This window comes from Rathayibacter sp. AY1A2 (assembly GCF_002930935.1).
In the GTDB taxonomy this organism is placed as follows: domain Bacteria; phylum Actinomycetota; class Actinomycetes; order Actinomycetales; family Microbacteriaceae; genus Rathayibacter.
Window position 1 is genome coordinate 1 of record NZ_PSTP01000028.1, and the last position, 24863, is coordinate 24863.

The window sequence follows — 24863 nt, forward strand, 5'->3', positions numbered from 1 at the left end:
GATCCCGGCCGGCACCTCGCAGCAGGGCGAGCTCTAGCACCCGGGGGCGGCGGGGTCGCTCCCGACCGTAGGCCTCCGCTGTTTCGCGCGCATTTCCGGCGGGAGGCGCGCGATCCGGATCCGGAGCGGCCCCGCCCCCGGGTGCTAGAGCTCGCCCTGCTGCGAGGTGCCGGCCGGGATCGGGACGAGCCGCGTCACGACGGGAGGATGGGCGACGAGTCCGCGGATCGCCGCGTTGAGGCGGACGACCGGCTCGCCGGCGCCGTGCGCGTCGAGCAGGTCGCCGCTCGTCCACTTCTCCAGCATGACGATGGTGCCGTCGGGCGAGTCGTGGATCGCGTAGAGCTCGCAGCCCTCCTCCTCGTGCACCTCCGCGATGGCGGTGGAGAGGGCGGCGACGAGCGCGTCGCGCTGCCCCTCGGCGGGAGTGAAGATCGCGGTGACGACGACGGGATCGGACATGGCGTGCCTTTCGGAGGGGGGAGGGGGATCAGCGCCGCGGGGGTGCGGCGCAGCTGGAGCGGATGACGAGGTCGGCCTGCACCTCGATGTGCTGCGGGGCCTCGGGGAGGCGGCCCTGCATGCGGGCGAGGACGAGCTCGACGCGGTGACGGGCGAGCATGTCGATCGGCTGGCGGACGACGCTGAGCGGCGGGGTGACCAGCTCGCTCCAAGAGTTGTCGTCGAACACGACGACCGAGAGGGCCTCCGGGATCCGGATCCCGAGCTGGAAGAGCCGGTGCACGGCGCTGCGCACCTGCGCGCCGCTGCCCGCGGTCTGAGGAGGCAGCGGGCGCCGCGGCGCGTCCGGGCGCCGGAGCAGCCGCAGGCCGGTCGCGAGCTGCCAGGCCGTGACGGCGTAGACGGAGGCGCGCTCCCAGACGCGGTCGGGCAGCAGATCGACGCCGGGCACGCGGGTGTCGACCTGCAGCATCAGCAGCGCGAGCAGGCCGACCGCGCCGAGTACGATCCCGACCGTCCCGAGCGCCCACGGGGCGCGGCCGCGCCGGGCCGCGGCACCGGCGACGATCGAGGCCGCGTTGCCGCCGACGATCGCCATCGCAGCGCCGACCACGTGCAGGCCGCCGATCCCGTTCTGCGCACTGGCGCTGCTCCCGTGCACGAGGCCCACCACGGCGATGCCCACGGCGTAGACCACGGCGAGGGAGAGGAACAGCCCCCGCGATCCGCCCCGCGCCGCCCGCACGGTCGTGACGGCGGCGGCGAGGTAGAGCGCCCCCTGCAGGAGGAATCCGGCGTTCATCACCGCGTGCAGCGGCGAGTCGATCGCGCGCCCCTGGAACACGCCCACCTCGGGCACGCCGAGATCGCTGATGTAGTTCCGTGCGTAGCTGTAGCCCGGGAACGCGGACGCGGCGACCGCCTCCGCTCCCACATAGGCGAGCGCGCTCACCACCCACAGCACTCCGGCCCCACGAGTTCCCATGGGCCCATCATCCCCGGGCCCGGCCGCGCCGGTCGTCGGCGCCGGACGGCTCGCCGCCGCTCCGGTCACAGGCTGAACCCGCCGTCGGTCGTGAGCACCTGCCCGACGACCCAGCTGCCCGCCGACGTGGCCAGCCATGCGATCAGCTCCGCGGGGTCCGCCGGCGCGCCGACCCGGCCGAAGGGCGTGGTCGCGACGTACTCCTCGAGGTCCTCGAGCGACCGGTCGGTGGTCTCCGGGTCCAGGTATCCCGTGTTCACCGGACCGGGATCGATCGTGTTGAGCACGATCCCGAGCTCCAGGAGCTCGGCGGCGACCGTGGCGGTGACGCCGGCGAGCGCCGCCTTGCTCGCGGCGTAGGCGACCTCTCCGCGCATCGCCCCGTGGATCTGGCCGGACGTCATCCAGAACACGTGCCCCTGCGCCCGGGCGTAGGGCCCGGCCCCGACGATCCGGTCGCCGGGCCGGCGGGGTCCGTCGCTGCGCGGTGCCCGGAGCCGCGCGAACTCCGCGGTGAGCAGGAGAGTGGAGCGGGTGTTCACGTCCCAGAACGCGGTGAGCCGCTCGGGCGTCATGTCGAGGATGCTGCCGTCGTCGCCGCTCTTCGCGTGATTGCAGACGAGGACGTCCAGGCTCCCGGTCAGATCGGCGGCGGTGGCGATCAGGCCGGGGACGGTGGAGGGGTCGGCCAGGTCCACGTCGACGTCGGCGAACCGCGCGCCCTCCGTGAGGTGCGCGCGCAGCTCGGACCTCACCGCGTCGAGGTCGTCCCCTCCCCAGGGGAGGTCGAGGTCGTGGGGGCGGTGGTGGTGGACGACGAGGTGCGCGCCGAGCGACGCGAGCTTCGAGGCGACGGCGAATCCGATGCCGCGTCGCCGCGAGACGCCGGTGACGAGCGCGGTCCTGCCCTGCACGCGGTCCTGCCCTGCAGAGGGAGGAGTGCGGACACGGGGAGCCTTTCGATCGCGCCCGAGCGGGCCGGAGGGAGCGGGCCGGAGGGAGCGGGCCGGAGCGACGGGGATCGGGAAGGCCTCAGCCGCACTGCACGATCCCCACCGTATCGAGCCGCCGGTGGCCTCCGTCCGGCGATGAGGTGCCCCTCAGACCTGCTGGAAGACCCGCAGGCCCTGTCCCCGGGAGAAGCCGAGGCGCGAGTAGCTGTCCGCCAGCCGCTCGTCGCCGGCCACGGCCACGACGACGCCTCCCGCGGGGACCGTGGCCAGCAGCTCCCTCGTCGCGATCAGCGCCGACAGGCGGGTCCCTGGGCGCTGCGAGAGCGCCATCACCGTCCACCGCCTCCCCGGAGGCGTCTCTGCGCCGACGGCCGCGGTGAGGGGGGTCCCGACCAGCAGGGCCCCCGCCCCCACGGCTCCGCCGAGGAGCGCCGCGAGGACCAGGACCGCGCCGAGCAGCCCCGAGAGCGCGACCCACACGGCCGCCACCACGGCCAGCAGGACGACCGGGACGGTGACGGCGATGCTCACCAGGGCGTCGGCGACCGGCCGGTAGCGCCCGAACACGACCAGTCCGTTCCGGTCGGCCGTCTCGTGGGCGGCGCGGCGGATCACGGAGGGCGTGAGCGAGAGCAGCGCCGTCGGGAAGGCCAGGACGGCGAGGACGCGGTGCCGCGTGAAGGCGCGCACCATCAGCCACGACACGGCAGGCAGACGTCCCCATCCGACCGGTGCCGACGCCGCTGCCATCGATCCAGTCTGCGCGATCGGGGAGGCGCGCGGCCACCCGGTACGAGGACGCCGCTCCGGCTCCGCTGCGCGAGGGAGGCCGGCGCGGACTACTCCTCGTCCGCCCGGTAGACCTTCCGGAACGCGTCCTTGCGGGCGATCCTCCCGCCGCGGAACTCGTAGATGTCGCAGCCCCGCGTGACCTGGGGTCGGCCGTCGGGGCCGGTCCCGGTGAAGGACCAGGTGGCCGCGCCGCGCGTCCCGGCGATGAGGGGAGCCCCCTCCTCGTGTCGCTCCTGTCCGGTGTCGAAGGCGAGCATGAGCGCGAATCCCTCGCGGACCTGCTCCTTGCCCGTCCAGGTGCGGCCGGGCTCGGGGCCGACGGACGCGCCGTACACGCAGTCGTCGGTCATGTGACTCATCAGCGATTCGAGGTCGTGGCGGGTCCAGGCGTCGCTGAACGCGGCCAGCACCTCGGGCGTCATCTCGCTCGTGCTGGTCTCGGTCGAAGAGGAGTCGTCCATGTGCGGGCCTCGGTCCTTCTGATCGGTGGACCGTCGTCGGTCGCTCTGCGACCGTGGCAGGTGAGCGGCCGCAGTGGCAACGCCCTCTAGCGGTCATGTCCGGAAGCGGACGGCCGGCGGATCAGCGGTCCGTCGACCCGCCGACCAACGGGTGAGCGCGACGGCGGGGGGCGGTGCGCTGCGGGCGGCGGGAGCGGCCGCCGAGGCGACCCGCTCCACCGGGCACTGCCGCGTCCCGATGCTGAGCCCCTTCGCGAAGGCCGTGCCGAAGTCGGACGCGGGCCGGCCCTCCTCCGCCTCCTCGGTCGCGGCTCCCGGGTCGCCCGCGGCGGCCGGATGCTAGGCGCTCGCCGCCTCGTCCGCCACCTCCTCCCCGCCGACCGGCGCCGACGCGCAGGATGAGGAGCACCGGTCGCGGCGGGCACCGACTCCGCACCCGATCGGCACCGAGACCGCCACGAGCCCGCGCCGGCGGGAGGACAGCGAGAGCACCATGGGATTCTGGGGACCGACCGACGAGACCCGCGGCACGCGCCCGGTCGACGAGCCGCTCGGCGAGCTGGAGCTCGTGCACGCCTTCACCAGCGGGCCGATGCCCACCGGCGTCAGCGTCTCGCACACCGGGCGGATCTTCGTGAACTTCCCGAAGTGGGGAGACGAGGTCCCGGCCACGGTCGTGGAGCTGGTCGACGGAGCGGCGGTGCCCTACCCGGACGAGGCCTGGAACACGCCGTCGGGAATCGACGACGCCGGCGCCCTCGTCTCGGTGCAGAGCATCGTCGTCGATCCGGCCGACCGGCTCTGGATCCTCGACACCGGCAGCCCGATGTTCGAGCCGACGAAGAAGGGCGGCCCCAAGCTCGTCCGCGTCGACCTGGCGACCGACACCGTCGAGCAGGTGATCCTCCTCGAGCCGGACGTCGCCCTGCCGACCACCTACCTCAACGACGTGCGCTTCGATCTGCGGCGCGGCATCGCCTACATCACCGACTCGGCCGACTCCAGCCCGAACGGGATCATCGTCGTCGACCTCGAGGCGGGGACCGCCTGGCGCCGCCTGCACGACCACCCGAGCACGAAGGCGCTCACTCCTCCGGAGCTCGTGCCGATGGCCGAGGGCCGCGTGCTGATGAAGCGCCCGGCCGACGGCGACCCTCAGCCGGTGACGATGGGCGCCGACGGCATCGCGATCTCGGCCGACGGCGAGCGCCTCTGGTACTGCCCTCTCGCCTCCCGCCGCTGGTTCAGCGTGGCGACGGCGGCCCTGGTCGACCGGTCGGTGCCGGACGAGGACGTCGCGGCGACCGTCGTCGACGAGGGCGACAAGGGCGGGGGAGCGGACGGCCTCGAGACGGATGCGCTGGGCCGCTTCTACGCCACGAGCTACGAGAACAACGCGATCGTCCGCCGTCGCACCGACGGCACGATGGAGACGATCGTGCACGACGAGCGGCTGCTCTGGCCCGACACCATGTCGATCGCGACGGACGAGCACCTGTACGTCACCGCGAACCAGCTGCACCGCCAGGCCGACTACCAGGGCGGCACGGATCTGCGGACGTACCCGTACTCGCTGTTCCGGGTGCGGATCGGCGCGGGGCCGGTCCTCCTCCGCTGAAGGCCCCCGCCTGGTCGCCTGCGCCGAGATCCGCAGCGCGGATCAGCGCCAGTGGGCGAGCTCCGTGCGGAGGGTCCCGCGGGCGCGGGCGAGCAGTCCGCGGACGGTCGAGGTCGTGAGCCCCAGCTCGTGCGCGATCGCGTCGTAGCTGCACTGCTCCAGCTGGCGCAGCTCCCAGCAGCGGCGCTGGGCCGGGGGCATCGCGGCGAGCACCCGGTTGGCGTCGGCGGCGAGCGATCCGCAGTGCGCGGCGTGCTCCGGGTCGTCGGCGGCGGAGGCGGGGAACTCGTCGTCCAGCTCGGCTCGCAGCCGCGAGACGCTGGAGCGGAGCCGGTCGACGCTGCGGCGGCGCGCGGTCGTGACGAGCCAGCCGGCGATGGTCTCGCCGTCGATCACGCTGTCCACGTGGGTCCACGCCGCGAGGAACGTCTCCTGCACCACGTCGTCGACGGCGGCGCTGCTGCGGAGGGTGCGGGCGGCCGTCGCGCGGAGCAGACCGGTGTAGCGGCGGACGATGGTGGCGAACGCGCGGTCGTCGCCCTCCGCGGCGCGGATGACGAGCATCCGGTCCGAGTCGGGTTCGAGCAGCGCGAGCGGCGGCGCGGCGAGGGTCGAGGGGCGGGCCCTCGGGAGGCGTGCGGGGGTGGTGGCGGTGAGCATGCGGACTCCGGTCGACTTGATGTGCACGCATGATTCGGAGGCGCGCTCCCGCCCGGTTTCCCGGGGCGGGACCCCAGTGGGAGGGGCAGGTCTGTCCGGTTTCCGGGGACGTCAGCGCCGCCGCGACCACCAGCGGCGGGACCGCTCCGGCTCGGCGGCCGCCCGGGCCTCGGCCGCGGCGGCGCGATCGGCGCGCCGCTGCGACCAGGCGGCGACCTCCTCGTCGACGTCCCGGAGCGGGGTGACGACGGGCGGCCCGCCCAGCAGCTGGCGGCGCGCCTCGATCACCCGCGTGTTGAAGTCGGCGAGCTCGGCGCGCACCTCCTCCTCGCGGTGCAGGCGGTCGAGGCGCTCGTCGAGCGCGCGGTCCTCGGCGCGGAGGAGGAAGGCGGCCGGGCCGATCCCGGTGAGGTTCTCGCGCTCGATCTTGCGACGGATCCACCAGTCCGGGTCGTGGGCCGCGCCCAGGTCCGGGAGCGGCTTCCCCGATCCCGGCAGGTCGTCGAAGTCGCCGCGGCGGATCGCGAGCTGGATCGCCGTCTCGACGAACGCGGCCCGCTCGAGCGGATCCTCGGGCAGGGCGGGCTGCTCCGACTCCTCCTCGCCCGCGGCGCCGGCCCGGTACCGGGCGGCGCGCTCCCTCGCATCCGACATCCCTCCACGCTAGATCGGGCTCCTCGCCGCGGGCAACCACCCCTCCCGCCGTCTCCGTGGTCGGTGGGGCTCCGCGGGTCGACATCGGCGGACCGGCGTGCGTAGTATCGATACTCGATAACATCGACGATCGATAAGGAGCGCGCCATGACGAGTGTCATCTCCAGCGGACCGGTCCGGGAGCGTCCGCGCGTGTTCCGGGTGGCGAGAGCGGTCCTGCTCATCGTCGCGGTCTTCTCCGTGCTCACCGCGCTCCTGCAGACCTGGACGGTCACCACCGGGCGCACCCTGCTGGTCTTCGGGGGAGCGGACGGCCGCCTCCCGCTCCGGAGCCTCCCGCAGCTGCTGCAGGCCGAGCCGCGCGAGGGCACCGCGCCCACGCTCGCCGACGCCGCTCTCTCCCTCCGCCTGCTCGGTGCGCTGCCGAGCCTCCTCCAGGCGGTCACCATCGTCCTCGCCACGGTCTTCCTCCTGCGGGTCCTCCGCGGCATCGCGGCCGGACGCCCGTTCGACCCCTTCGTCCTCGCGAACTGGCGCCGTCTGAGCCTCGCCCTGCTGATCGGAGGAGTGGCGCAGGGCCTCGCCGACACCGCGGCGGGCCTGTACCTCAGCTCCGGCATCGGCCTGCTGTTCGCCGCCGGCCGGGTGACCGACGAGCAGCGCGATGCCTTCCTCGGCGGCGACTACCAGGCCATCGGGACGAACCTGCCGCAGTGGCCCGTCCCCGTCCTGCTCGCCGGAGTGGTGGCCCTCGCCCTGACGGCGGCGTTCCGCGCCGGCGCGAAGCTCGAACGGGACGTCGACGGCGTTGTCTGAGCCCGCCGACGACGAGAGGCACCGGATCGACTGCCACCTCGGAGCAGTGCTGGCCGAGCGCGGCGTGACCCTCACCGCCCTCTCTGCCCGCACCGGCATCACGATGGCGAACCTCTCCATCCTCAAGAACAACCGCGCCCGCGCGATCCGCTTCACGACGCTGACGCTCATCTGCGACGCGCTCGACTGCACCCCGCAGGAGCTGTTCTCGATCCGGGCCGTCGACGAGCGGGGGTAGCGGCGGGCGGATCGGCCAGGGGATCTCTGCGGGGCCGATGGTAGGGACGCCGTCCGATCCGACCGTCGATCGAGCAGGCCTCAGTCGCGCTCCACGTCCGCCCCTCCTGGGATCGGCCGGAGCTCCCCGGAGCTCGCTCTCGTCCCGACCCGTGGATGAGCCTCACCAGCGCGGCCAGCGGCCTCGGCCATCGACCTTCCGCAGGGGAGCGAGCTCGTCAGCGAGACCGTCGAATGCGCCTCCGGTGGATGCCGGCTGCTGCTCTCGGTCGTCCCGCCCGAGGCGACGACTCCCGAGCAGTTGTCGAGCGAGCTCGGAACGACCCCGCAGACACGCGTCGCGGGAACCCTCCGGGACCCTCGCTCCATCACGGTGGCTTCCACCGTCGAAGGGCCCCTCCTGAGGATCCGGGCCGACTACTGGTCCCAGGAGTACGTCCCCTGGGGACGTGTGCGAACCGTCCTCGTGCGTGCTTCCGCGAACCGGTCCCGTCGCGCTGTGCGATCTCCCTGAGACGGCGGCGGTGTACCCGTCGACGAGGCCGCCGGTCATCGACCCCGCGAGGAGCGCCCGCTTCAGACCCGCACCGACGACGAACACGTCGATCGACCCGGGGTTCCCGAACGGGAGACGGACCGTGATGCACGTCTGGTCGTGCTGAGCGGCGGTCAGCGGTCGAGGACTTGACGAATGACGAAGACCCGGTTCTCCGTCGACTCCCGCCCGACCGGGTCGAACCCGCTCGCCGTGGTCACTGAGACCCTGCTCGAGCTGGTCGGCGTGCTCGTGCGCGCCGCGCTGCGGCCGCGTCCCGCCCGCTCAGTCCAACGGGTAGCCCGGCAGCACGTCGATGCTGACCGCGTTCCGCGTGGCGCGGTACTCGGCCATGCCGTCGGGGCCCTTCTTCTCGGCCTGGAGGAGGAGCAGGTCGCGCTCGCCGACCGGCTCCATCACCGGCACGCCCCAGCCGCACGCGTCGCTGATGCGGGTGAGCTCGACGGTGACGACCGCGCGGGTGCTCGGGTGCTCGGGGTGCTGCTCCGCGACCTCGGTGAACGCCTCCGAACCGGGCAGGTGCACGGAGCCGGTGCCGTGCAGGCGGACGATGCGCGGACGCGATCCGAACGACGCGGACATCAAGCACACGCGCCCGTTCTCGCGCAGGTGCGCGATCGTCTCGACTCCGCTGCCCGTGTAGTCGACCCAGCCGACCCGCCGCGGGCCGAGGATCGAGAACGGGTCGTGGCCGCGCGGCGACATGTTGACGTGCCCGTCCGCGGCGAGGGGCGCGGTGGCGACGAACCACATCGGCTGCTCGTGGATCCAGGAGGAGAGGCTCTCGTCGATCTCGTCGTAGACGTGCGCCACGGGATCAGGCCCCGGCCGCGCGGCGGACCAGCTCGGTGACGGCGGCGCGCGTCTCGGCGTCGGCAGAGACGAGCGCGTAGGCGGTCGGCCAGATCGTGCCGTCGTCGAGCTGCGCGCCGTCCTGGAAGCCGAGGGTCGAGTAGCGCGTGCCGAACTTCGCGCCGGGCTGGAAGAAGACGATCGCCTTGCCGTCGGAGCGCGCGTAGGCGGGGAAGCCGTACCAGGTCTTCGGGAGGAGGTCGGGAGCGGTCTCGCCGACGACGTCGTGCAGCATCTGGGCGATCGGCCGCTCCTCGTCGGTCATCGCGACGATCGCGGCCTCCGCGTCCCTGCGGTCGGCATCGGCCTTGTCGGCGCTCTTCTGCCGCTTCGCCTCCGCCCGCAGCTCGGCCGCGCGCTGCTTCATCGCCGCGCGCTCGTCCTTCGAGAAACCGTCTTCGGAGGCCATGTCCGCCCGTCCCGTCCGTCTGCGGCTCCCGGTCCGGGAGCGTCCCCGCACATCGTGACAGCGCCGCACTCGCCGCACAACGGCGGGAGCGAGCGCGACCGCGCGCCCCGGAAGCCCAGCCTCCGCGGTTAGCGTGGGCGGATGCGCCTCCTCCTGATCCGCCACGGCCAGACCCCCTCCAACGTCGCCGGGCTCCTCGACACCCGCATCCCCGGACCCGGGCTCACCGACCTCGGCCGCACCCAGGCCGCGGCACTGCCCGGTCGGCTCGCCGGCGAGGGGATCGGCGCGCTGCTCGTCTCGACGATGGTCCGCACCCACGAGACGGCCGCCCCTCTCGCCGCGGCCCTCGGGCTCGAGCCGATGGAGCGCGACGGCATCCGCGAGGTCGCGGCCGCGGGGCTCGAGATGCGCGGCGACGACGCGGCGGTCGAGGAGTACATGGGCACGGTCTTCCGCTGGGCCGGCGGCGAGACGTCGATCCGGCTGGCGGGCGGCGAGACGGGCGACGAGTTCGCGGCGCGCTACGACGCGGTGGTGGCGGAGGCGGAGGCGCTCGGGCACGAGGTCGTCGCGCTGGTCAGCCACGGCGCGGCCATCCGCTGCTGGGCGGGTCTGCGCTCCCTCGACCTCGATGCGCGCTTCATCGCCGACCACCTGCTCGACAACACCGGCGTCGTCGTCCTCGAGGGCTCGGGAGACGCGTGGACGCTCGTGTCCTGGCAGGGCGAGCCCGTCAGTGGAGTCGGCGCGGCGGCCCCCTCGGGCCCGGCGGGCGAGACCACCGTCTGAGCTGCGGGGCCTCCTCGCCGGTCGAGCAGCGGCGGATGGAGACCGGCCGGAACGAGCGCCGCCGGCCGCGCCATCACGGTAACGATCGCGCAACACTCCGGAAACCAGCTTCGACCAGCACATCCGCTCGCGCCGATCGCTTCATCACCACCCCTGGACCCGCCCCCGCAATTGTCCGACGTTTGCCCCTCGGCGGCTCCGCGGCTACCGTGGTCGGCGGTCCTCACGGGCCCCGATGAACCGGTCCGCGCTCGCACGGCGTCCCCCAGGACGCGCCGCGATCGTACGGTCAACGGGAGTGGAGGCGGCCCCGAGGCCGCCTCGGACGCTCTCGCCTCCACCCCCTGCCGCGCTGAGCGGCGGGACGCACGCGGAGGCTCGACGCACGGCTGTCCCACGCTCCCGACCCGGCACCACGAGATGAGCGCAGGGCGTCGTCCCAGCGCGCCGACGGAGTGTACGTGCACCAGAACCAGCAGATCATCAGCGAGCCCCGGAGCGAGGCGGGCGCCGATCCCGCGACCCCCGCTCTCGAGGCCCGCCACCTCTTCAAGGTGTTCGGCCGGAAGCCCGACGAGGTCGTCCGCCGACTGGGCGAGGGCGCCGACCGCGGCGAGCTCGCCGGACTCGGCACGGCCGCGGTGATCGACGCGTCCTTCACCGTGCGCCGCGGCGAGATCTTCGTCGTGATGGGCCTCTCCGGCTCCGGGAAGTCCACCCTGATCCGCATGCTGAACGGGCTCCAGGAGCCCTCCGCGGGCGAGGTCCTGATCGAGGGCTCCACCATCACCGGCGTCTCCGAGGCGGAGCTGCGCCGCGTGCGCCGCTCGTCGGTGTCGATGGTGTTCCAGCACTTCGCGCTCCTCCCGCACCGCACCGTGCTCGACAACGTCGCGTACCCGCTCGAGATCCAGGGCGTCCCCGCGGCCGAGCGCCGCGAGCGGGCCCTGCTCGCGGTCGAGCGCGCCGGTCTCGCCGGCTGGCACGAGAAGATGCCCGACGAGCTCTCCGGCGGCATGCGCCAGCGCGTCGGCCTCGCCCGGGCGCTCGCCGCCGACACCGACATCGTGCTGATGGACGAGGCGTTCTCGGCACTCGACCCGCTGATCCGCCGCGAGATGCAGGAGCAGCTGATCGAGCTGCAGCACGAGCTCGGCAAGACCATCGTCTTCATCACGCACGACCTCAACGAGGCCATGTTCCTCGGCGACCGCATCGCGGTGATGCGCGACGGCCGCATCGTCCAGATCGGCACCCCGGAGGAGATCCTCACCGACCCGGCGAACGACTACGTCGCCCAGTTCGTGCAGGACGTCGACCGCGCCCGCGTGCTCACCGCCTCCGCCGTGATGGAGCCCGCCCGCTCCGTGGTCACCCTCGCGGCCGGTCCCCGCGCCGCGCTGAGGAGCATGCGCGACCTGCAGACCTCGGCCGCGTTCGTGGTCGGCGGCGGACGACGCCTGCTGGGCACGGTCCGCGACCGCGACGTGATCGAGCAGGTGCGCCGGAGCACCGGCGACCTCTCGGCGGTCCTCACCTCCGACGTCGTCACCGTCGGTCCGGACACCGCCCTCAGCGAGGTCATCGAGCCCGCCGTCGAGTCGGCGCTGCCGGTCGCCGTGGTCGACGCCGACGGGCGTCTGCTCGGAGCGATCCCGCGGGTGACCCTGCTCGCGGCGCTCGGCAACGTGCCCGCCCGCACCGGCGAGCACCCGGTGATCGAGCCGCCCGCCACCGTCTCGACCGAGGTCGTCACCGCGACCCTGCACGCGACCGGAGGCCCCGTCGACGACGCCGTCCTCGCGGCGGACGGAGGTGCACGATGACCGATCTCGGATTCCGCCTCCCGCTCGGCGCCCTCGCCGAGGGTGCCGTCGATGTCCTCACGCAGACCTTCCAGCCGGTCTTCGACCTGCTGCGCACCGTCTTCGGCGCCCTCTACTCCGGCGTCGACCTCGTCCTCGCGACACCGCCCTTCTGGGTGATCGTCGCCTTCCTCGCCGTACTGGCCTACGCCGTCCGCGGCTGGGTCTTCGCGGCCGGCACCGCCGTGGGGCTCCTGCTGATCGTGGGGGTCGACCAGTGGGAGAACGCGATGGACTCCCTCGCGCTGGTGCTCGTCGCCTCCGTGATCGCCATCGCGCTGAGCGTGCCGCTGGGCGTGCTCGCCGCGCGCAACCGCACGGCCTCCGCGGTCATCCGGCCCGTGCTCGACCTGATGCAGACGATGCCGGCCTTCGTCTACCTGATCCCCGCGCTGATCCTGTTCCGGGTCGGAGTGGTGCCGGGCATCGTCGCGACCATCGTGTTCGCGATGGCGCCGGGCGTCCGGCTCACCGAGCTGGGCATCCGCGGCGTCGACCCGGAGCTCGTCGAGGCGGGGGAGTCGTTCGGCTCCTCGAAGTGGCGGATCCTCCGCCAGATCCAGCTGCCGCTGGCGCTGCCCTCGATCCTGGCGGGCCTCAACCAGGTCATCATGCTCTCGCTCTCGATGGTCGTCATCGCGGGCATGGTCGGCGCCGGAGGGCTGGGCGGCGACGTCGTCGCGAGCCTCAACCGGATCGATGTCGCGCTCGGCTTCGAGGCGGGCATCTCCGTCGTGATCCTCGCGGTCGTCCTCGACCGGATGACCGGCGCGCTGGGCTCGCCCTCGCCGGCGAGAGTCGCCCGGGCGAAGAACCGCCGCGCCGTCGTGGCGACCCGCTCGGCCGTCGGCGTCGTCTCGATCGGCCTGGTCGCGTCCCTCGGGGCCGCGACCCTCGCCTCTCCCGCCACCGCCGCCTCCGTCGACAACGGCGACCGCACCGACGTGACCGTCGCCGTGTTCCAGGGCTGGGACGAGGGGATCGCCGTCTCCGCTCTGTGGGAGGCGGTGCTCGAGGAGGAGGGCTACGACGTGACCCTGCAGAACGCCGACGTCGCCCCCGGCTTCCAGGGCCTCTCGACCGGCGACTACGACCTCGCCCTCGACACCTGGCTGCCGCTCACCCACGCCCGGTACGTCGAGCAGTACGGCGACTCGATCGTCGACCTGGGCGCATGGAACGACGAGGCGAAGCTGACCATCGCGGTCAACGAGGACGCCCCGATCGACTCCCTCGAGGAGCTCGCCGCCGACCCGGGCGTCGTCGGCAACCGCCTGATCGGCATCGAGCCCGGCTCCGGTCTCAACAAGACGACGACCGAGGACGTCATCCCCGGCTACGGCCTGGAGGGGATGGACTACCTCACCTCGTCGACGCCGGCCATGCTCCAGGAGCTCTCGAGCGCGACCGCCGCGGGCGAGAACATCGCCGTCACGCTCTGGCGCCCGCACTGGGCCTATGACGCCTTCCCGGTCAAGGACCTCGAGGACCCGAAGGGCCTGCTCGGGCAGGCGGAGGGCATCCACTCCTTCGGCTCGGCCGCGTTCGACGCGGACTACCCGACGATGAGCCACTGGATCCGCGACTTCCGGATGGACTCGAAGACGCTCTACTCGCTCGAGAACGCGCTGTTCAACGACGGGGCCGACGACCGCTCCGCAGCCCTCGCCGCGTGGATGGACGAGAACCGGGAGTACGTCGACACGCTGATCACCTGATCCGCCACCACGACGAAGGCCGAGAGGCCGGGCGGCCCCGGACCAGGGCTGTCCCGGCCTCTCGGCCTTCGTCGCGCAGGGGTCAGGCGGCGCTGACCCGGCGTCCCGCGGTGGCGCGGACGAGGAGGGTGACCACCAGCACCACGGCGGCGGCGACCAGCGCGGCGATCCCGGCGGGGACCGAGACGAGCTCGCCGGCGAAGCGGCCGACGGCGACCCAGGAGAGTCCCCAGACGAGCGAGAGCATCGGGGCGATGCGGCCGCGGCCGGTGACCGCGATCAGGAGTCCGACGAGCGCGGCGACGGCGAGGACGACGACCGCCCAGACCGCGGCGCCCGGACCGTCCGCGCTGCCGACTCCCGCGCCGACGAGCCCGGCGGTGACGTTCGCGGCCGTGGCCACGCACACCCAGCCGAGGTAGAGCCCGAAGGTGCCGTCCGTCACGATCGCGTCGACCACTCCGGCCGACCGGGTGGTCCGCAGGATCACGAAGATGCGCGCGAGCACGGCGAGCAGCAGGGCGATCACGACGACGCTGAGCGTCAGGAAGCCGGCCTGGACGACCAGGATCCACGCGGCGTTCAGGAGGAGGCTGGCGGCGGCCCAGTAGCCCAGCCGGCGGTGGCGGGTGCGGGCGGTCTGCGAGGGCAGGAACTGCCAGATCGCGTAGGCGATGAGGCCGGTGTAGATGACGCTCCAGATCGCGAAGGCGGGGCCGTCGGGAGCGATGGGGGTCGAGGACGCGGTCAGGGCGCCGCCGGCCGCGTTCTGGATCTGCGTGCCGCCCGCGGCGCCCGAGCCGATGAACGAGCCGATGAGGGCGAGCACCGCGCTCACGGCGACGACGACCTGGCGGATCCGGTCGGCGCGGTCGGGGGTTCGTGTGGCGGTCATGTCGCTCCTCCATTAGTCAGCTGGCTGAGTAATGAGAGTAGCGCGATTCCGCTCCCCGTCCACTGGGGCTTGCGGCGCGGCCCCGGCTCTGGATGAGGGCCGGGGCCGGATTCTCAGGCGCGGGCGGCCGCGTACTGCTCGCGGATCACAGGGCGGTGGTCCGGCGCGGGCTCGGCCACCGAGGTGACGGTCCACGTCGGACGCGATCCGGTCAGCGCCCAGGCAGCCTGCACGGCGGCACCGTCGGCCACGTACTCGCCGGGCGTCGGCACCTGCACGGGCACGTCGAACACCTGCGAGGCAGCGAGCTGCACGGCGCGGTTCTGCGCGGCTCCGCCGATGAGGAGGATGCGCCGCGCCTCCACTCCCTGCGCGCGAACGGCGTCGAGGCCGTCGGCCAGTCCGCAGAGCATGCCCTCGATCGCCGCGCGGGCGAGGTTCGGGCGCGTGGTCGAGGCGATGGTCATACCGTGCAGGCTCGCGGTCGCGTCCGGCAGGTTCGGCGTGCGCTCGCCCTCGAAGTAGGGGACCAGCACGAGGCCGTCGGCACCCGGCTCCGCCTCGAGCGCCAGTGCGGCGAACTCGTCGAAGTCGCTGCCGAGCAGGGTCGCGGTCGAGGCCAGCGCGCGCGCCGCGTTGAGCGTCGCGACCAGCGGCAGGAAGCGCCCGCTCGCATCGGCGAAGCCGGCGACGGTCCCGGAGGCGTCGCGCACCGGGTCGTCCGTGACGGCGAAGACGGTGCCGCTCGTGCCGATGCTGACGACCACGTCGCCGGGGCCGGCGCCGAGGCCGAGCGCGGCGCCCGCGTTGTCGCCCGCGCCGGGGCCGACGACGAGTCCGCTCTCGGTGCGGCCCGCCTCCTCCGAGGGGCCGAGCACGCGGGGGAGCAGCGGGCGGTGGCCGAGGGCGCGCTCGAGCAGGTCGAGGTCGTAGCCGTCCGCTCCCCAGTACGAGGTGCCGGACGCGTCGGACCGGTCGGTCGTGAGCGCGTCGAGCTGCGGACCACGGGCGGAGTCGGGGCCGTAGCCGAGCAGGCGCCAGGTCAGCCAGTCGTGGGGGAGCGCGACGGCGGCGACACGGGCGGCGTTCTCGGGCTCGGCGTCGCGCAGCCAGCGGAGCTTGGTGGCGGTGAAGGAGGCGACCGGCACCGATCCGGTCCGCTCCGCCCAGGCCCCGGCTCCGAGCTCCTCGATGAGCGCGGCGGCGGCGGGCGCGCTGCGGGTGTCGTTCCAGAGCAGAGCGGGGCGGATGACGGCGCCGCTCTCGTCGAGGACGACCATGCCGTGCTGCTGGCCGCCGACCGAGATCGCGGCGACGTCGTCGAGCCCGCCGGCGTCGGCGAGGGCGAGCTGCAGCGCCTCCCACCACGCGGCCGGATCGACCTCGGTGCCGTCCGGGTGGCTCGCCCGGCCGGTGCGCACCACGGCGCCGGTGTCGAGGTCGCGGACGACCACCTTGCAGCTCTGGGTCGACGAGTCGATCCCTGCGACGAGCGTCATCGCTGTCCTCTTTCGTTGGGGGTTCGGTTTCGGGCGTCCGGTGCGGAATCGGGCCGGATGCAGGAGAACGGACGAGATCCCGTGCCGGTGCAGGGGATCTCGTCCGTCTCAGGTCGTCCCGCGGCTGACCGCGGGCTCAGAGGGTGCGGGTCAGCCGCGGGCGCCGAGCAGGTGCTCGGTGGCCAGCTGCTGCAGGCGCACGAAGCCGAAGCCCTTGCCGCCGAGGTAGGCGTCGGCGTCGAACGACTCGTACGAGGCGGTGTCCGCGAGCAGGTCGTCGTACGACTCGCCCTCGTTCAGCGTCGGGGTGGAGAGCTCGGCGACCTTGGCGGCGGCCAGCGCCTCCTGCACCTCGGGGTCGGCGCGGAAGGCCGCGGCGCGCTCCTTGAGCAGCAGGTAGGTGCGCATGTTCGCGGCGGCCGAGTCCCAGACTCCGGTCTCGTCCTCGGTGCGCGAGGGCTTGTAGTCGAAGTGGCGCGGGCCGTCGTAGGCCGGGACGCCGCCGGGGCCGCCGTTCTCGAGGAGGTCGACGAGCGAGAACGCGTTGTGCAGGTCGCCGTGGCCGAAGACCAGGTCCTGGTCGTACTTGATGCCGCGCTGGCCGTTGAGGTCGATGTGGAAGAGCTTGCCGTGGTACAGCGCCTGGGCGATGCCGGCGGTGAAGTTCAGGCCCGCCATCTGCTCGTGGCCGACCTCGGGGTTCACGCCGACGAGCTCGGGGCGCTCGAGGGAGTCGATGAACGCGATCGCGTGGCCGAGCGTCGGCAGCAGGATGTCGCCGCGGGGCTCGTTCGGCTTGGGCTCGATGGCGAAGCGGATGTCGTAGCCCTTGTCGGTGACGTAGTCGCCGAGCAGGTTGACGGCCTCGCGGTAGCGCTCGAGCGCGGCGCGGATGTCCTTGGCGGAGTCGTACTCGGCGCCCTCGCGGCCGCCCCACATGACGAAGGTCTTCGCGCCCAGCTCGGCGGCGAGGTCGATGTTGCGGAGGACCTTGCGCAGCGCGAAGCGGCGGACGTCGCGGTCGTTCGAGGTGAAGCCGCCGTCCTTGAAGACCGGGGCGCTGAAGAGGTTGGTGGTGACCATCGGCACGATGAGGCCGGTGGACTCCAGCGCGCCCTTGAGGCGGTCGATCTGGGTCTGGCGCTCGGCGTCGGTGGAGCCGAAGGCGAACAGGTCGTCGTCGTGGAAGGTGAGGCCGTAGGCGCCGAGCTCGTCGAGCTTCTCGACCGCGTGGACGACGTCGAGCGGCTCGCGGGTCGGGCCGCCGAACGGGTCCGTCCCGTTGTAGCCGATGGTCCAGAGGCCGAAGGAGAACTTGTCGGCGCGGGTGGGGGTCAGGGACATGGGATCCGAATCCTTTCCGGCGACGTCGCCGAATTGTTGTTGGGCCCAACATATCCCGTGAGGGTCGGGAGGCGCAACGAGCGGAAGGCCCGGCGCGTCGCCCTCCGGCCTCTCGCGGGTGCCGCCCGCCGAGCCGCGGAACCGCTCGCGGAGCGGGCCGGCGCCCGGGGAGGTCGTCGCGAGGACCGCTTGCGCAAGCGCTTCGACTGTGCGTACAGTCGCTCCAGCACGACTGGTCGAAGCGCTTCGAAGCCCGACCGCGACCGACGACGACGTCCGGCAGGAGGAGCCATGGCGACCATCCACGACGTGGCCCGCGCTGCCGGAGTCTCGATCAGCACCGTCTCCTACGCCCTCTCCGGCAAGCGCTCGATCGCCGCCTCCACCCGGCAGCGCGTCGACGACGCGGTGCGCCAGCTCGGCTACCGGCCCCACGCGGGAGCCCGGATGCTCGCAGGGGCGCGGACCCACATCCTCGCCCTCTCCGCGCCGATGCGCGGCGAGCTGCACCTGCCGACCCACATGCGCTTCGTCACCGAGGTGCTCGAGCGCGCCCGGGAGTCGGACTACGACGTCCTGCTGCTCGTCACCGACGAGGCCTCCAGCGGCATCGGGCGCGTCTCCTCCTCCTCGCTCGTCGACGGCATCGTCCTGATGGGCGTCGACGACGACGACGACCGCGCCGAGCTGATCCGCGCGGCGGGGGTCCCCGCCACCTTCATCGGCGTGCCCGCCGACTCCCACGATCTCGCCTGCGTCGACCTCGACTTCGCCGAGGCCGCCCGCCAGAGCGTCCGCCGGCTCGCTGAGCTGGGCCACCGCTCGCTCGGCCTGCTCGAGCATCCGCAGTCCTACACCGACCGCAACGCCGGCTTCGTCCGCCGCTTCGACGAGGCGTTCCGCGCCGAGGCCGCAGCGCTCGGAGTCGAGATCGCGGTCGAGCGCCCGCACATCGGCCGCCCGAGCGCACAGGCTGCGATCGACGCGATCCTCGCCGCACCCGTCCCGCCCACCGCGCTCGTGCTGCACTGCAACGAGCCCGTGGCGGAGGCGGCGATCGAGCGCGTCCTCGAGCGCGGCCTCTCCGTCCCGGGCGACCTGTCGATCCTGGCGGCCTGCGCCAGCTACGACGGCGGCGCCCTCCCTGTCCCCACCAGCAGTCTTCCCCTCCCGTTCGACGCGATGTGCCGAGCGGCCGTCGCGCGGACCCTCCAGCAGATCGACTCCGGCCGCACCGTCGGCGTCGAGCTGCTCCCGCCCTCCTACGTCGACCGCGGATCCCTCGCGGTCGCTCCGATCGGCGCTCCGGTGCCGGCGGTCCCGTCCGGCACTCCCGCGCCGGCCTCCCTCTAGTCCTCCACCCTCTTCCAGCCCGCTCCGGCTCTGCGCACTGTCGAAACGCTTCGACACCGCGCCTCCGCGAGAGAGCGCTCCCTGCACCACGTCCGCAGCACCACCGCACCGTTCGAAGGAGAACCACCGCAATGTCGCTCCGATCCCGCTCCGCCTTCCACCGCCCGACCGCCGGTCTCAGCCGGCGCAACCTCCTCGCCGGCGGAGTCGGCCTCAGCGCGATGTTCGCGCTGGCCGCCTGCTCCGGTGGCGGCTCCGACGCCGGCTCCGACGCGCTCTCGACCACGGTCGACGGCGCCGGCCGCACCCTCACGCTCTGGGACTTCGAGACGCCCGACAGCGACCGCGGCATCGCCTGGCTCGCCGCCCGCGACATCTTCACCCAGGAGACGGGGGCCGAGATCGCGTACGAGTTCAAGGCCTTCGAGCAGCTGCGCACCGGCGCCAGCCAGATCTTCAACTCCAACTCGGCGCCCGACGTCGTCGAGTACAACAAGGGCAACGCGACCAGCGGACTCCTCTCGAGCCAGGGCCTGCTCACCAACCTCGACGAGGCGGTCGAGTTCTACGGCTGGGACTCGCTGATCCCCGGCGCGCTGCAGACCACCGCGAAGTACGACGAGAACGGGATCATGGGCTCCGGCTCCTGGTACGGCATCCCCAACTACGGCGAGTTCACCTTCGTCTACTACAACAAGGACGCCTTCGCCGCGAACGGCCTCGAGGTCCCCACCACCTACGAGGAGTTCACGGCCGTCCTCGACGCCTTCGTGGCCAAGGGGATCACCCCGCTGGCCGAGGCCGGCGCCGAGTACCCGCTGCAGCAGCTCTTCTACCAGCTCGCGCTGCTGAAGGCCGACCGCTCCTGGATCACCGACTACCAGACCTACACGGGCGAGGTCGACTTCGAGGACGCGGCCTGGAGCTACGCGGCCGACCAGCTGAAGACCTACGTCGACAAGGGCTACTTCTCGGCCGACGCCTCCGGGCTGAAGGCGGAGGACGCGGGCACGGCGTTCATCTCGGGCGAGTACCCGATCTTCTTCTCGGGCTCCTGGTGGTTCGGCCGCTTCAAGACCGAGATCACCGGATTCGAGTGGGACACGTTCCTCTTCCCGGGCGCCGAGTTCACGATGGGCTCCGCCGGCAACCACTGGGTGATCCCGGAGACGGCGAAGAACAAGGATCTCGCCTACAAGTGGATCGACATCACGATGCGACCCGAGATCCAGAACCTCATCGGCAACAACGGAGGCATCCCGCTGGTCGTCGACGAGAGCGCCATCACCGACGAGAAGAGCAAGGCGCTGCTCTCACAGTGGAAGACGGTCGTCGACGGCGACCAGCTCTCCTTCTACCCCGACTGGCCCACCGCGACCTTCTACGACGACCTGGTCGCCGCCACGCAGGAGCTCATCAACGGCTCCTCCGACGAGTCCGCCATGCTCTCCGACCTCCAGGCCAAGTACGACGACGGAGTCGCCGACATCACGTGACGCGGAAGCGTCACGTGATGTCGGCCACGGCGGCCGGCCCCGCGCCTGCAGGCGCGGAACGGCCGTGGAAGACCTGAGGACGTGACGGCGACCCCTCGAGGGGGTCGCACGAACACCGCCGAGCCTCCACCCCACCGCGGGATGCCGCTCCGGTCCGCGACACGCCGTCGCCTCCGTACCGGAGCGGCATCCCGCGGCAGCACACCCACGACCCCGTCCGACCTAGGAGTACCCATGACGACGACAGCACCTCGTCGCGCGGAGAGCGCGCCGCCTCCCACGACGCCGCCCCGCGAGAAGCGCTCCGGCGGCTACTGGCTCTACCTGATCCCCGGGTTCGTGCTCTTCACGTTCATCGTGCTGATCCCGCTGATCTGGAACGTCTACATCAGCTTCACGTCCTGGCGCGGCATCAAGCCGCCGATCTTCATCGGCCTCGACAACTGGATCGAGCTGATGGGCGACGACCAGTTCTGGACCTCGTTCCTCAACTCGGTCTACATGATCATCGCGATGGTGATCGTCCCCACGATCCTCGGACTCCTGCTCGCGGCGATCCTCTTCGATCTCGTCGGCAAGAAGTTCGGCGGGCGCCTGGCGAGCTTCCTCCGCGCCACCTACTACCTGCCGCAGATCCTGCCGACCGTCATCGCCGCGATCGTCATCGGCTGGATCCTCCGCCCCGACAACGGCGCGCTGAACTCGATCCTCGAGGCCGTCGGGCTCGGCTCCCTCTCGCACGACTGGCTCGGCAAGCCGGACACCGCGATGCTCTCGATCATGGTCGTGATGATCTGGGTGCAGCTGGGCTACCCGGTCGTCATCTTCATGGCGGCACTGCAGCGCGTGGACCCCGAGCTCTACGAGGCGGCGGAGCTCGACGGGGCGAACTGGTTCCAGCGCTTCCGCTGGATCACGGTCTCGATCATCCGGCCCGAGATCTTCGTGGTCACCCTCACCTGCACCATCGCCGCGCTGAAGGTCTTCGGCCCGATCTACGCCCTGACCCGCGGCGGCCCCGGCGACTCCACGATCGTCCCCTCCTACTACTCGTACACCGAGTTCTTCCAGAAGCAGCAGGTGGGCTACGGCGCCACCATCGCGACCGCGCTCACGATCGTCATCGTGATCCTCGCCGTGCTGTTCATCCGCGCCCAGGAGCGCGTCGAGCGCAGCGAAGGAGCCCGCTGATGTCGGCCATCGAGACCCTGCCCCTCACCCAGGCCGGCACGGAGGACGCGGACCTCTCGTCCTCCCGTCCCGCCAAGCCCGCGAAGGGCACGACCAAGCGCACCCTCGGCGACTGGGTCATCCTCGCCGTCGCCGTGGTGATCGGGCTCGTGATCATCAGCCCGGTGCTGCTGATCCTGCTCAACTCCTTCAAGACCCCCGCGGAGTACTCGGCGAACGGCCCGCTCGCCTTCCCGACCGGCCTCTCCTTCGACGGCCTCTCGACCTTCTGGAGCCGCGTCGACTTCCCCGAGAAGCTCGGCAACTCGATCCTCATCTCGGGGTCGGTCGCGATCCTCGCCGTCGCCCTCTCGGTGCTGAACGCCTACGCGATCGGCATCGGCCGTGTCCGCGGCCGGAGCTGGATCATCGTCCTGTTCCTGCTGGCGAACATGCTCCCGCAGGAGGCCCTGCTCTACCCGCTGTACTACATGTTCAAAGCGGTCGGGATCTACGACACCCAGCTGTCGGTCATCGTCATCTTCACCGTCATCCAGTCGGCGTTCGGCACCTATCTGCTCTCGAGCGTCTACGGCACCTTCCCGAAGGAGATCCTCGAGGCCGCGGCTCTCGACGGCGCCTCGAAGTGGCAGGTCCTCACCCGGGTGATCGTCCCGATCTCGCGGCCCACCCTCTCGGTGCTGATGATCTTCTTCTTCATCTGGACCTGGAACGAGTTCCTCATCCCGCTGGTCTTCCTGGTGAGCGACGCGACGCAGACCGTCCCGATCGCGATCTCGAGCCTCCAGGGCGACAAGATCATGGACGTCACCACGACCAGCGCGAGCGCTCTCCTGGGCCTTCTCCCGACGCTGATCTTCTTCCTGATCTTCCAGCGCACCCTCACCCGCGGCATCACCGCCGGCGCGGTCAAGTAGCCCTCTCTCCCTCCGTCGGCGCCTCCCTCGCGGGATCCGCCGGCGCGCCATCGAAAGGCACCCCCATGAAGTTCACCGACGGGTTCTGGCAGACGCGGGCCGGATTCACGCCCCTGTTCGCGCAGGAGGCGTACGACATCCGCACCGATGGCACCTCGCTCGAGGTGATCGCCCCGACCCGGGTCATCCAGGGCCGCGGCGACGTCCTCAACCGGCCGGCGCTCACGGTCACGGTGTCCTCGCCGGCCGAGGGGGTCGCGCGGGTGCGGATCGAGCACTGGCGCGGGACGGCGGTGCGCCCCGGCTTCGAGCTGGCCGAGGGCGACGTCGGAGCGGCGGAGGTGACGGAGTCCGGCGGCGTGCTGCGCACCGGCGACCTCGAGGTCCGGATCAGGCAGGGCGCTCCGTGGTCGCTGGAGTTCTGGGACACCTCGACCGGCACGCGCCTCACCGGGTCCGGGCACAAGGCGCAGGGCTACCTGACCGGACCGGACGGAGCCGCCTACCTGCACGAGCAGCTCGACCTCGGCGTCGGCGAGCTGGTCTACGGGCTCGGCGAGCGCTTCGGCCCCTTCGTGAAGAACGGCCAGACGGTGGACGTGTGGAACGCCGACGGCGGCACCTCCTCCGAGCAGGCCTACAAGAACGTCCCGTTCTACCTCTCCAGCCGCGGCTACGGCGTGCTCGTCAACGATCCCGGCCTCGTCTCGTTCGAGATCGGCTCCGAGGCGGTCGAGCGCGTGCAGTTCTCGGTCGGTGGCGAGGCGCTGGAGTACCTGGTGATCCAGGGCCCGACGAAGAAGGACGTGCTGCGGCGCTACACCGGTCTCGCCGGCCGCCCCTCCGTCGTCCCCGCCTGGAGCTACGGGCTCTGGCTGACGACCAGCTTCACCACGAGCTACGACGAGGAGACGGTGAACTCCTTCATCGACGGCTTCGCGGAGCGGGAGCTGCCGCTGTCGGCGTTCCACTTCGACTGCTTCTGGATGCGCGAGTTCCAGTGGACCGACCTCGAGTGGGACCCGCGCACCTTCCCGGACCCCGAGGGGATCCTCGCCCGCCTGCACGAGCGCGGGCTGCACACCTGCGTCTGGATCAATCCGTACATCGCGCAGGCGTCGCCGCTGTTCGCCGAGGGGCGCGAGAAGGGGTACCTGCTCAGAACGGCCTCCGGCGACGTCTGGCAGTGGGACATGTGGGTCGCCGGCATGGCGCTGATCGACTTCACGAATCCGGAGGCGACCTCCTGGTTCCAGGAGAAGCTCCGCGTCCTCGTGCGCCAGGGCGTCGACTCCTTCAAGACCGACTTCGGCGAGCGGATCCCGTCGGAGGGCGTCGTCTGGGCCGACGGGACCGACCCCGAGGCCATGCACAACTGGTACACCCAGCTCTACAACCGCGCGGTGCACGAGGTGCTCGAGCAGGAGCTCGGCGAGGGCCGCGCGGTCCTCTTCGCCCGCAGCGCCACGGTCGGCGGGCAGTCGCTGCCGGTGCACTGGGGCGGGGACAACACCTCTTCCTACGTGTCGATGGCCGAGACCCTGCGCGGAGGCCTCTCGCTCGCGCTGGGCGGGTTCGGCTTCTGGGCGCACGACATCGGCGGCTTCGAGGGCACGCCCGATCCCGGAGTGTTCAAGCGCTGGCTCGCGTTCGGCCTGCTCTCCTCGCACTCGAGGCTGCACGGATCCTCCTCGGTGCGCGTGCCGTGGGCGTTCGACGAGGAGGCCGTGGAGGTCACCCGGCTCTTCACCCGGCTGAAGCTCTCGCTGATGCCCTACCTCTTCGCGGCGGGGGCGGAGGCGGCGAGCACCGGCGTCCCGATCATGCGCCCGATGGCGCTCGAGTTCGAGGACGACCGCAGCGCCGCCCACCTCGACACGCAGTACCTGCTCGGGCGCGACCTGCTCGTCGCTCCGGTGTTCACCGAGGACGGCACGGTCGAGTTCTACCTCCCGCGCGGGACGTGGACGAGCTGGTGGACGGGCGAGCGGACCGTCTCGACGGGGGAGTGGCGTCGTGAGGTCCACGGCTTCGACTCGCTGCCGCTGTACGTGCGCGAGGGCGCGGTGATCCCGGTGGGGGCCCGCCAGGACTCGGCCGAGTACGACTACCTCGACGGGCTCGAGCTGAGGGTGTTCCCGGGGCCGGACGGAGCGACGCCGGTCCGGGTCGTCGCGCACGACACGGGGGACGAGACGGTGTTCACCGTGACGCGCTCCGGCGGCGACGTCTCGGTCGACGGCCCGGCCGGCACCTGGACCTGGGTCGAGGCCTGAGCGGCGCCCTCCTGCTGATCGAGCAGCGGGCGCCGCTCAGGCCTCGACCCAGGTCCAGGTGC

General features: G+C 72.2%; 24 protein-coding genes. 12 read left to right on the top strand and 12 right to left on the bottom strand.

Annotation, left to right across the window (positions count from 1 at the left end; translation table 11 throughout):
- Positions 1–144: 144 nt before the first annotated feature.
- The 5 genes from C5B93_RS15945 to C5B93_RS15965 all read right to left on the bottom strand — a co-directional run bounded on the left by C5B93_RS15945 (position 145) and on the right by C5B93_RS15965 (position 3653).
- Positions 145–462, bottom strand: coding sequence for a putative quinol monooxygenase (locus C5B93_RS15945; RefSeq protein WP_104224889.1), 318 nt, complete (start codon positions 460–462; stop codon positions 145–147).
- A 28-nt stretch (positions 463–490) separates the two neighbouring features.
- Positions 491–1447: a substrate-binding domain-containing protein gene (locus tag C5B93_RS15950; protein ID WP_258068252.1), complete on the bottom strand. Its 957-nt coding sequence runs from the start codon at positions 1445–1447 to the stop codon at positions 491–493.
- A 65-nt stretch (positions 1448–1512) separates the two neighbouring features.
- Positions 1513–2361, bottom strand: a complete 849-nt coding sequence (locus C5B93_RS15955) for an SDR family oxidoreductase (RefSeq protein ID WP_104292917.1) — start codon at positions 2359–2361, stop codon at positions 1513–1515.
- 186 nt (positions 2362–2547) lie between these two features.
- Complete coding sequence (locus C5B93_RS15960) at positions 2548–3150, bottom strand: hypothetical protein (protein WP_146078528.1); 603 nt, start codon at positions 3148–3150, stop codon at positions 2548–2550.
- A gap of 89 nt (positions 3151–3239) precedes the next feature.
- A complete protein-coding gene (locus C5B93_RS15965; RefSeq protein ID WP_104292919.1) occupies positions 3240–3653 on the bottom strand; it encodes a nuclear transport factor 2 family protein in 414 nt (137 codons plus the stop codon).
- 151 nt (positions 3654–3804) lie between these two features.
- On the opposite strand from C5B93_RS15965, the gene C5B93_RS17050 reads away from it, so the two are divergent.
- The gene (locus C5B93_RS17050) at positions 3805–3996 is read left to right on the top strand and encodes a hypothetical protein (protein WP_146078529.1); all 192 of its coding nucleotides are present in this window, start codon (positions 3805–3807) and stop codon (positions 3994–3996) included.
- A 150-nt stretch (positions 3997–4146) separates the two neighbouring features.
- On the top strand, positions 4147–5271 hold the full coding sequence (locus tag C5B93_RS15970; RefSeq protein ID WP_104292920.1) for an L-dopachrome tautomerase-related protein: 1125 nt from the start codon (positions 4147–4149) through the stop codon (positions 5269–5271).
- A gap of 42 nt (positions 5272–5313) precedes the next feature.
- Here the strand turns inward: C5B93_RS15970 and C5B93_RS15975 are convergent, their stop codons facing one another.
- Both C5B93_RS15975 and C5B93_RS15980 read right to left on the bottom strand, forming a co-directional pair.
- Positions 5314–5958 carry an RNA polymerase sigma factor gene (locus tag C5B93_RS15975; RefSeq protein ID WP_104292921.1) on the bottom strand — a complete coding sequence of 215 codons (645 nt, stop codon included), beginning with the start codon at positions 5956–5958 and terminating at the stop codon, positions 5314–5316.
- 84 nt (positions 5959–6042) lie between these two features.
- Positions 6043–6585, bottom strand: coding sequence for a DUF1992 domain-containing protein (locus C5B93_RS15980; protein ID WP_104283917.1), 543 nt, complete (start codon positions 6583–6585; stop codon positions 6043–6045).
- A 147-nt stretch (positions 6586–6732) separates the two neighbouring features.
- Between C5B93_RS15980 and C5B93_RS15985 the strand changes: the two genes are divergently transcribed.
- Together C5B93_RS15985 and C5B93_RS15990 are read left to right on the top strand one after the other, a co-directional pair.
- Positions 6733–7401, top strand: coding sequence for a hypothetical protein (locus tag C5B93_RS15985; RefSeq protein ID WP_104283916.1), 669 nt, complete (start codon positions 6733–6735; stop codon positions 7399–7401).
- Positions 7394–7639, top strand: a complete 246-nt coding sequence (locus C5B93_RS15990) for a helix-turn-helix transcriptional regulator (RefSeq protein ID WP_104224883.1) — start codon at positions 7394–7396, stop codon at positions 7637–7639. Before C5B93_RS15985 ends, C5B93_RS15990 begins: the two co-directional genes overlap by 8 nt.
- Positions 7640–8458: 819 nt before the next feature.
- On the opposite strand, the gene C5B93_RS15995 is transcribed toward C5B93_RS15990, so the two are convergent.
- The gene (locus C5B93_RS15995) at positions 8459–9007 is read right to left on the bottom strand and encodes a pyridoxamine 5'-phosphate oxidase family protein (RefSeq protein WP_104292922.1); all 549 of its coding nucleotides are present in this window, start codon (positions 9005–9007) and stop codon (positions 8459–8461) included.
- Positions 9008–9011: 4 nt separating this feature from the next.
- On the bottom strand, positions 9012–9455 hold the full coding sequence (locus C5B93_RS16000) for a hypothetical protein (protein ID WP_104292923.1): 444 nt from the start codon (positions 9453–9455) through the stop codon (positions 9012–9014).
- Positions 9456–9596: 141 nt separating this feature from the next.
- Between C5B93_RS16000 and C5B93_RS16005 the strand changes: the two genes are divergently transcribed.
- From C5B93_RS16005 to C5B93_RS17845, 3 genes are all read left to right on the top strand, one after another.
- Positions 9597–10247: a histidine phosphatase family protein gene (locus C5B93_RS16005; protein WP_104292924.1), complete on the top strand. Its 651-nt coding sequence runs from the start codon at positions 9597–9599 to the stop codon at positions 10245–10247.
- A 461-nt stretch (positions 10248–10708) separates the two neighbouring features.
- Positions 10709–12073, top strand: coding sequence for a glycine betaine/L-proline ABC transporter ATP-binding protein (locus C5B93_RS16010; RefSeq protein WP_374952941.1), 1365 nt, complete (start codon positions 10709–10711; stop codon positions 12071–12073).
- Positions 12070–13830 carry an ABC transporter permease/substrate binding protein gene (locus C5B93_RS17845; RefSeq protein WP_104292925.1) on the top strand — a complete coding sequence of 587 codons (1761 nt, stop codon included), beginning with the start codon at positions 12070–12072 and terminating at the stop codon, positions 13828–13830. Before C5B93_RS16010 ends, C5B93_RS17845 begins: the two co-directional genes overlap by 4 nt.
- A gap of 82 nt (positions 13831–13912) precedes the next feature.
- On the opposite strand, the gene C5B93_RS16020 is transcribed toward C5B93_RS17845, so the two are convergent.
- The 3 genes from C5B93_RS16020 to xylA all read right to left on the bottom strand — a co-directional run bounded on the left by C5B93_RS16020 (position 13913) and on the right by xylA (position 17568).
- Positions 13913–14725 (bottom strand): tryptophan-rich sensory protein, encoded by an 813-nt coding sequence (locus tag C5B93_RS16020; protein ID WP_104224878.1) that lies wholly within the window; start codon positions 14723–14725, stop codon positions 13913–13915.
- A gap of 113 nt (positions 14726–14838) precedes the next feature.
- Entirely contained in the window at positions 14839–16224 is a 1386-nt protein-coding gene (xylB, locus tag C5B93_RS16025) for a xylulokinase (protein WP_104292926.1), read from the bottom strand.
- Between the two features lie 150 nt (positions 16225–16374).
- The gene (gene xylA / locus C5B93_RS16030) at positions 16375–17568 is read right to left on the bottom strand and encodes a xylose isomerase (RefSeq protein ID WP_104224876.1); all 1194 of its coding nucleotides are present in this window, start codon (positions 17566–17568) and stop codon (positions 16375–16377) included.
- 291 nt (positions 17569–17859) lie between these two features.
- Here xylA and C5B93_RS16035 point away from each other — a divergent pair, with 291 nt between their 5' ends.
- The 5 genes from C5B93_RS16035 to yicI all read left to right on the top strand — a co-directional run bounded on the left by C5B93_RS16035 (position 17860) and on the right by yicI (position 24801).
- Positions 17860–18921 carry a LacI family DNA-binding transcriptional regulator gene (locus C5B93_RS16035; protein ID WP_104292927.1) on the top strand — a complete coding sequence of 354 codons (1062 nt, stop codon included), beginning with the start codon at positions 17860–17862 and terminating at the stop codon, positions 18919–18921.
- Positions 18922–19052: 131 nt separating this feature from the next.
- Positions 19053–20417: an ABC transporter substrate-binding protein gene (locus tag C5B93_RS16040; protein WP_258063530.1), complete on the top strand. Its 1365-nt coding sequence runs from the start codon at positions 19053–19055 to the stop codon at positions 20415–20417.
- 234 nt (positions 20418–20651) lie between these two features.
- On the top strand, positions 20652–21608 hold the full coding sequence (locus tag C5B93_RS16045) for a carbohydrate ABC transporter permease (protein ID WP_104224874.1): 957 nt from the start codon (positions 20652–20654) through the stop codon (positions 21606–21608).
- Positions 21608–22525 carry a carbohydrate ABC transporter permease gene (locus C5B93_RS16050; RefSeq protein WP_104227354.1) on the top strand — a complete coding sequence of 306 codons (918 nt, stop codon included), beginning with the start codon at positions 21608–21610 and terminating at the stop codon, positions 22523–22525. Before C5B93_RS16045 ends, C5B93_RS16050 begins: the two co-directional genes overlap by 1 nt.
- A gap of 65 nt (positions 22526–22590) precedes the next feature.
- Positions 22591–24801, top strand: coding sequence for an alpha-xylosidase (gene yicI / locus C5B93_RS16055; RefSeq protein WP_104292928.1), 2211 nt, complete (start codon positions 22591–22593; stop codon positions 24799–24801).
- The last annotated feature ends 62 nt before the right edge of the window (positions 24802–24863 follow it).

Bases quoted from the DNA above. Each gene is read 5' to 3' on its own strand.
- C5B93_RS15945 (WP_104224889.1), bottom strand. From the start codon at position 462: ATGTCCGATCCCGTCGTCGTCACCGCGATCTTCACTCCCGCCGAGGGG.
- C5B93_RS15950 (WP_258068252.1), bottom strand. From the start codon at position 1,447: ATGGGAACTCGTGGGGCCGGAGTGCTGTGGGTGGTGAGCGCGCTCGCC.
- C5B93_RS15960 (WP_146078528.1), bottom strand. From the start codon at position 3,150: ATGGCAGCGGCGTCGGCACCGGTCGGATGGGGACGTCTGCCTGCCGTG.
- C5B93_RS15965 (WP_104292919.1), bottom strand. From the start codon at position 3,653: ATGGACGACTCCTCTTCGACCGAGACCAGCACGAGCGAGATGACGCCC.
- C5B93_RS15970 (WP_104292920.1), top strand. From the start codon at position 4,147: ATGGGATTCTGGGGACCGACCGACGAGACCCGCGGCACGCGCCCGGTC.
- C5B93_RS15980 (WP_104283917.1), bottom strand. From the start codon at position 6,585: ATGTCGGATGCGAGGGAGCGCGCCGCCCGGTACCGGGCCGGCGCCGCG.
- C5B93_RS15985 (WP_104283916.1), top strand. From the start codon at position 6,733: ATGACGAGTGTCATCTCCAGCGGACCGGTCCGGGAGCGTCCGCGCGTG.
- C5B93_RS16000 (WP_104292923.1), bottom strand. From the start codon at position 9,455: ATGGCCTCCGAAGACGGTTTCTCGAAGGACGAGCGCGCGGCGATGAAG.
- C5B93_RS16005 (WP_104292924.1), top strand. From the start codon at position 9,597: ATGCGCCTCCTCCTGATCCGCCACGGCCAGACCCCCTCCAACGTCGCC.
- C5B93_RS17845 (WP_104292925.1), top strand. From the start codon at position 12,070: ATGACCGATCTCGGATTCCGCCTCCCGCTCGGCGCCCTCGCCGAGGGT.
- C5B93_RS16020 (WP_104224878.1), bottom strand. From the start codon at position 14,725: ATGACCGCCACACGAACCCCCGACCGCGCCGACCGGATCCGCCAGGTC.
- xylB (WP_104292926.1), bottom strand. From the start codon at position 16,224: ATGACGCTCGTCGCAGGGATCGACTCGTCGACCCAGAGCTGCAAGGTG.
- xylA (WP_104224876.1), bottom strand. From the start codon at position 17,568: ATGTCCCTGACCCCCACCCGCGCCGACAAGTTCTCCTTCGGCCTCTGG.
- C5B93_RS16035 (WP_104292927.1), top strand. From the start codon at position 17,860: ATGGCGACCATCCACGACGTGGCCCGCGCTGCCGGAGTCTCGATCAGC.
- C5B93_RS16040 (WP_258063530.1), top strand. From the start codon at position 19,053: ATGTCGCTCCGATCCCGCTCCGCCTTCCACCGCCCGACCGCCGGTCTC.
- C5B93_RS16045 (WP_104224874.1), top strand. From the start codon at position 20,652: ATGACGACGACAGCACCTCGTCGCGCGGAGAGCGCGCCGCCTCCCACG.
- C5B93_RS16050 (WP_104227354.1), top strand. From the start codon at position 21,608: ATGTCGGCCATCGAGACCCTGCCCCTCACCCAGGCCGGCACGGAGGAC.
- yicI (WP_104292928.1), top strand. From the start codon at position 22,591: ATGAAGTTCACCGACGGGTTCTGGCAGACGCGGGCCGGATTCACGCCC.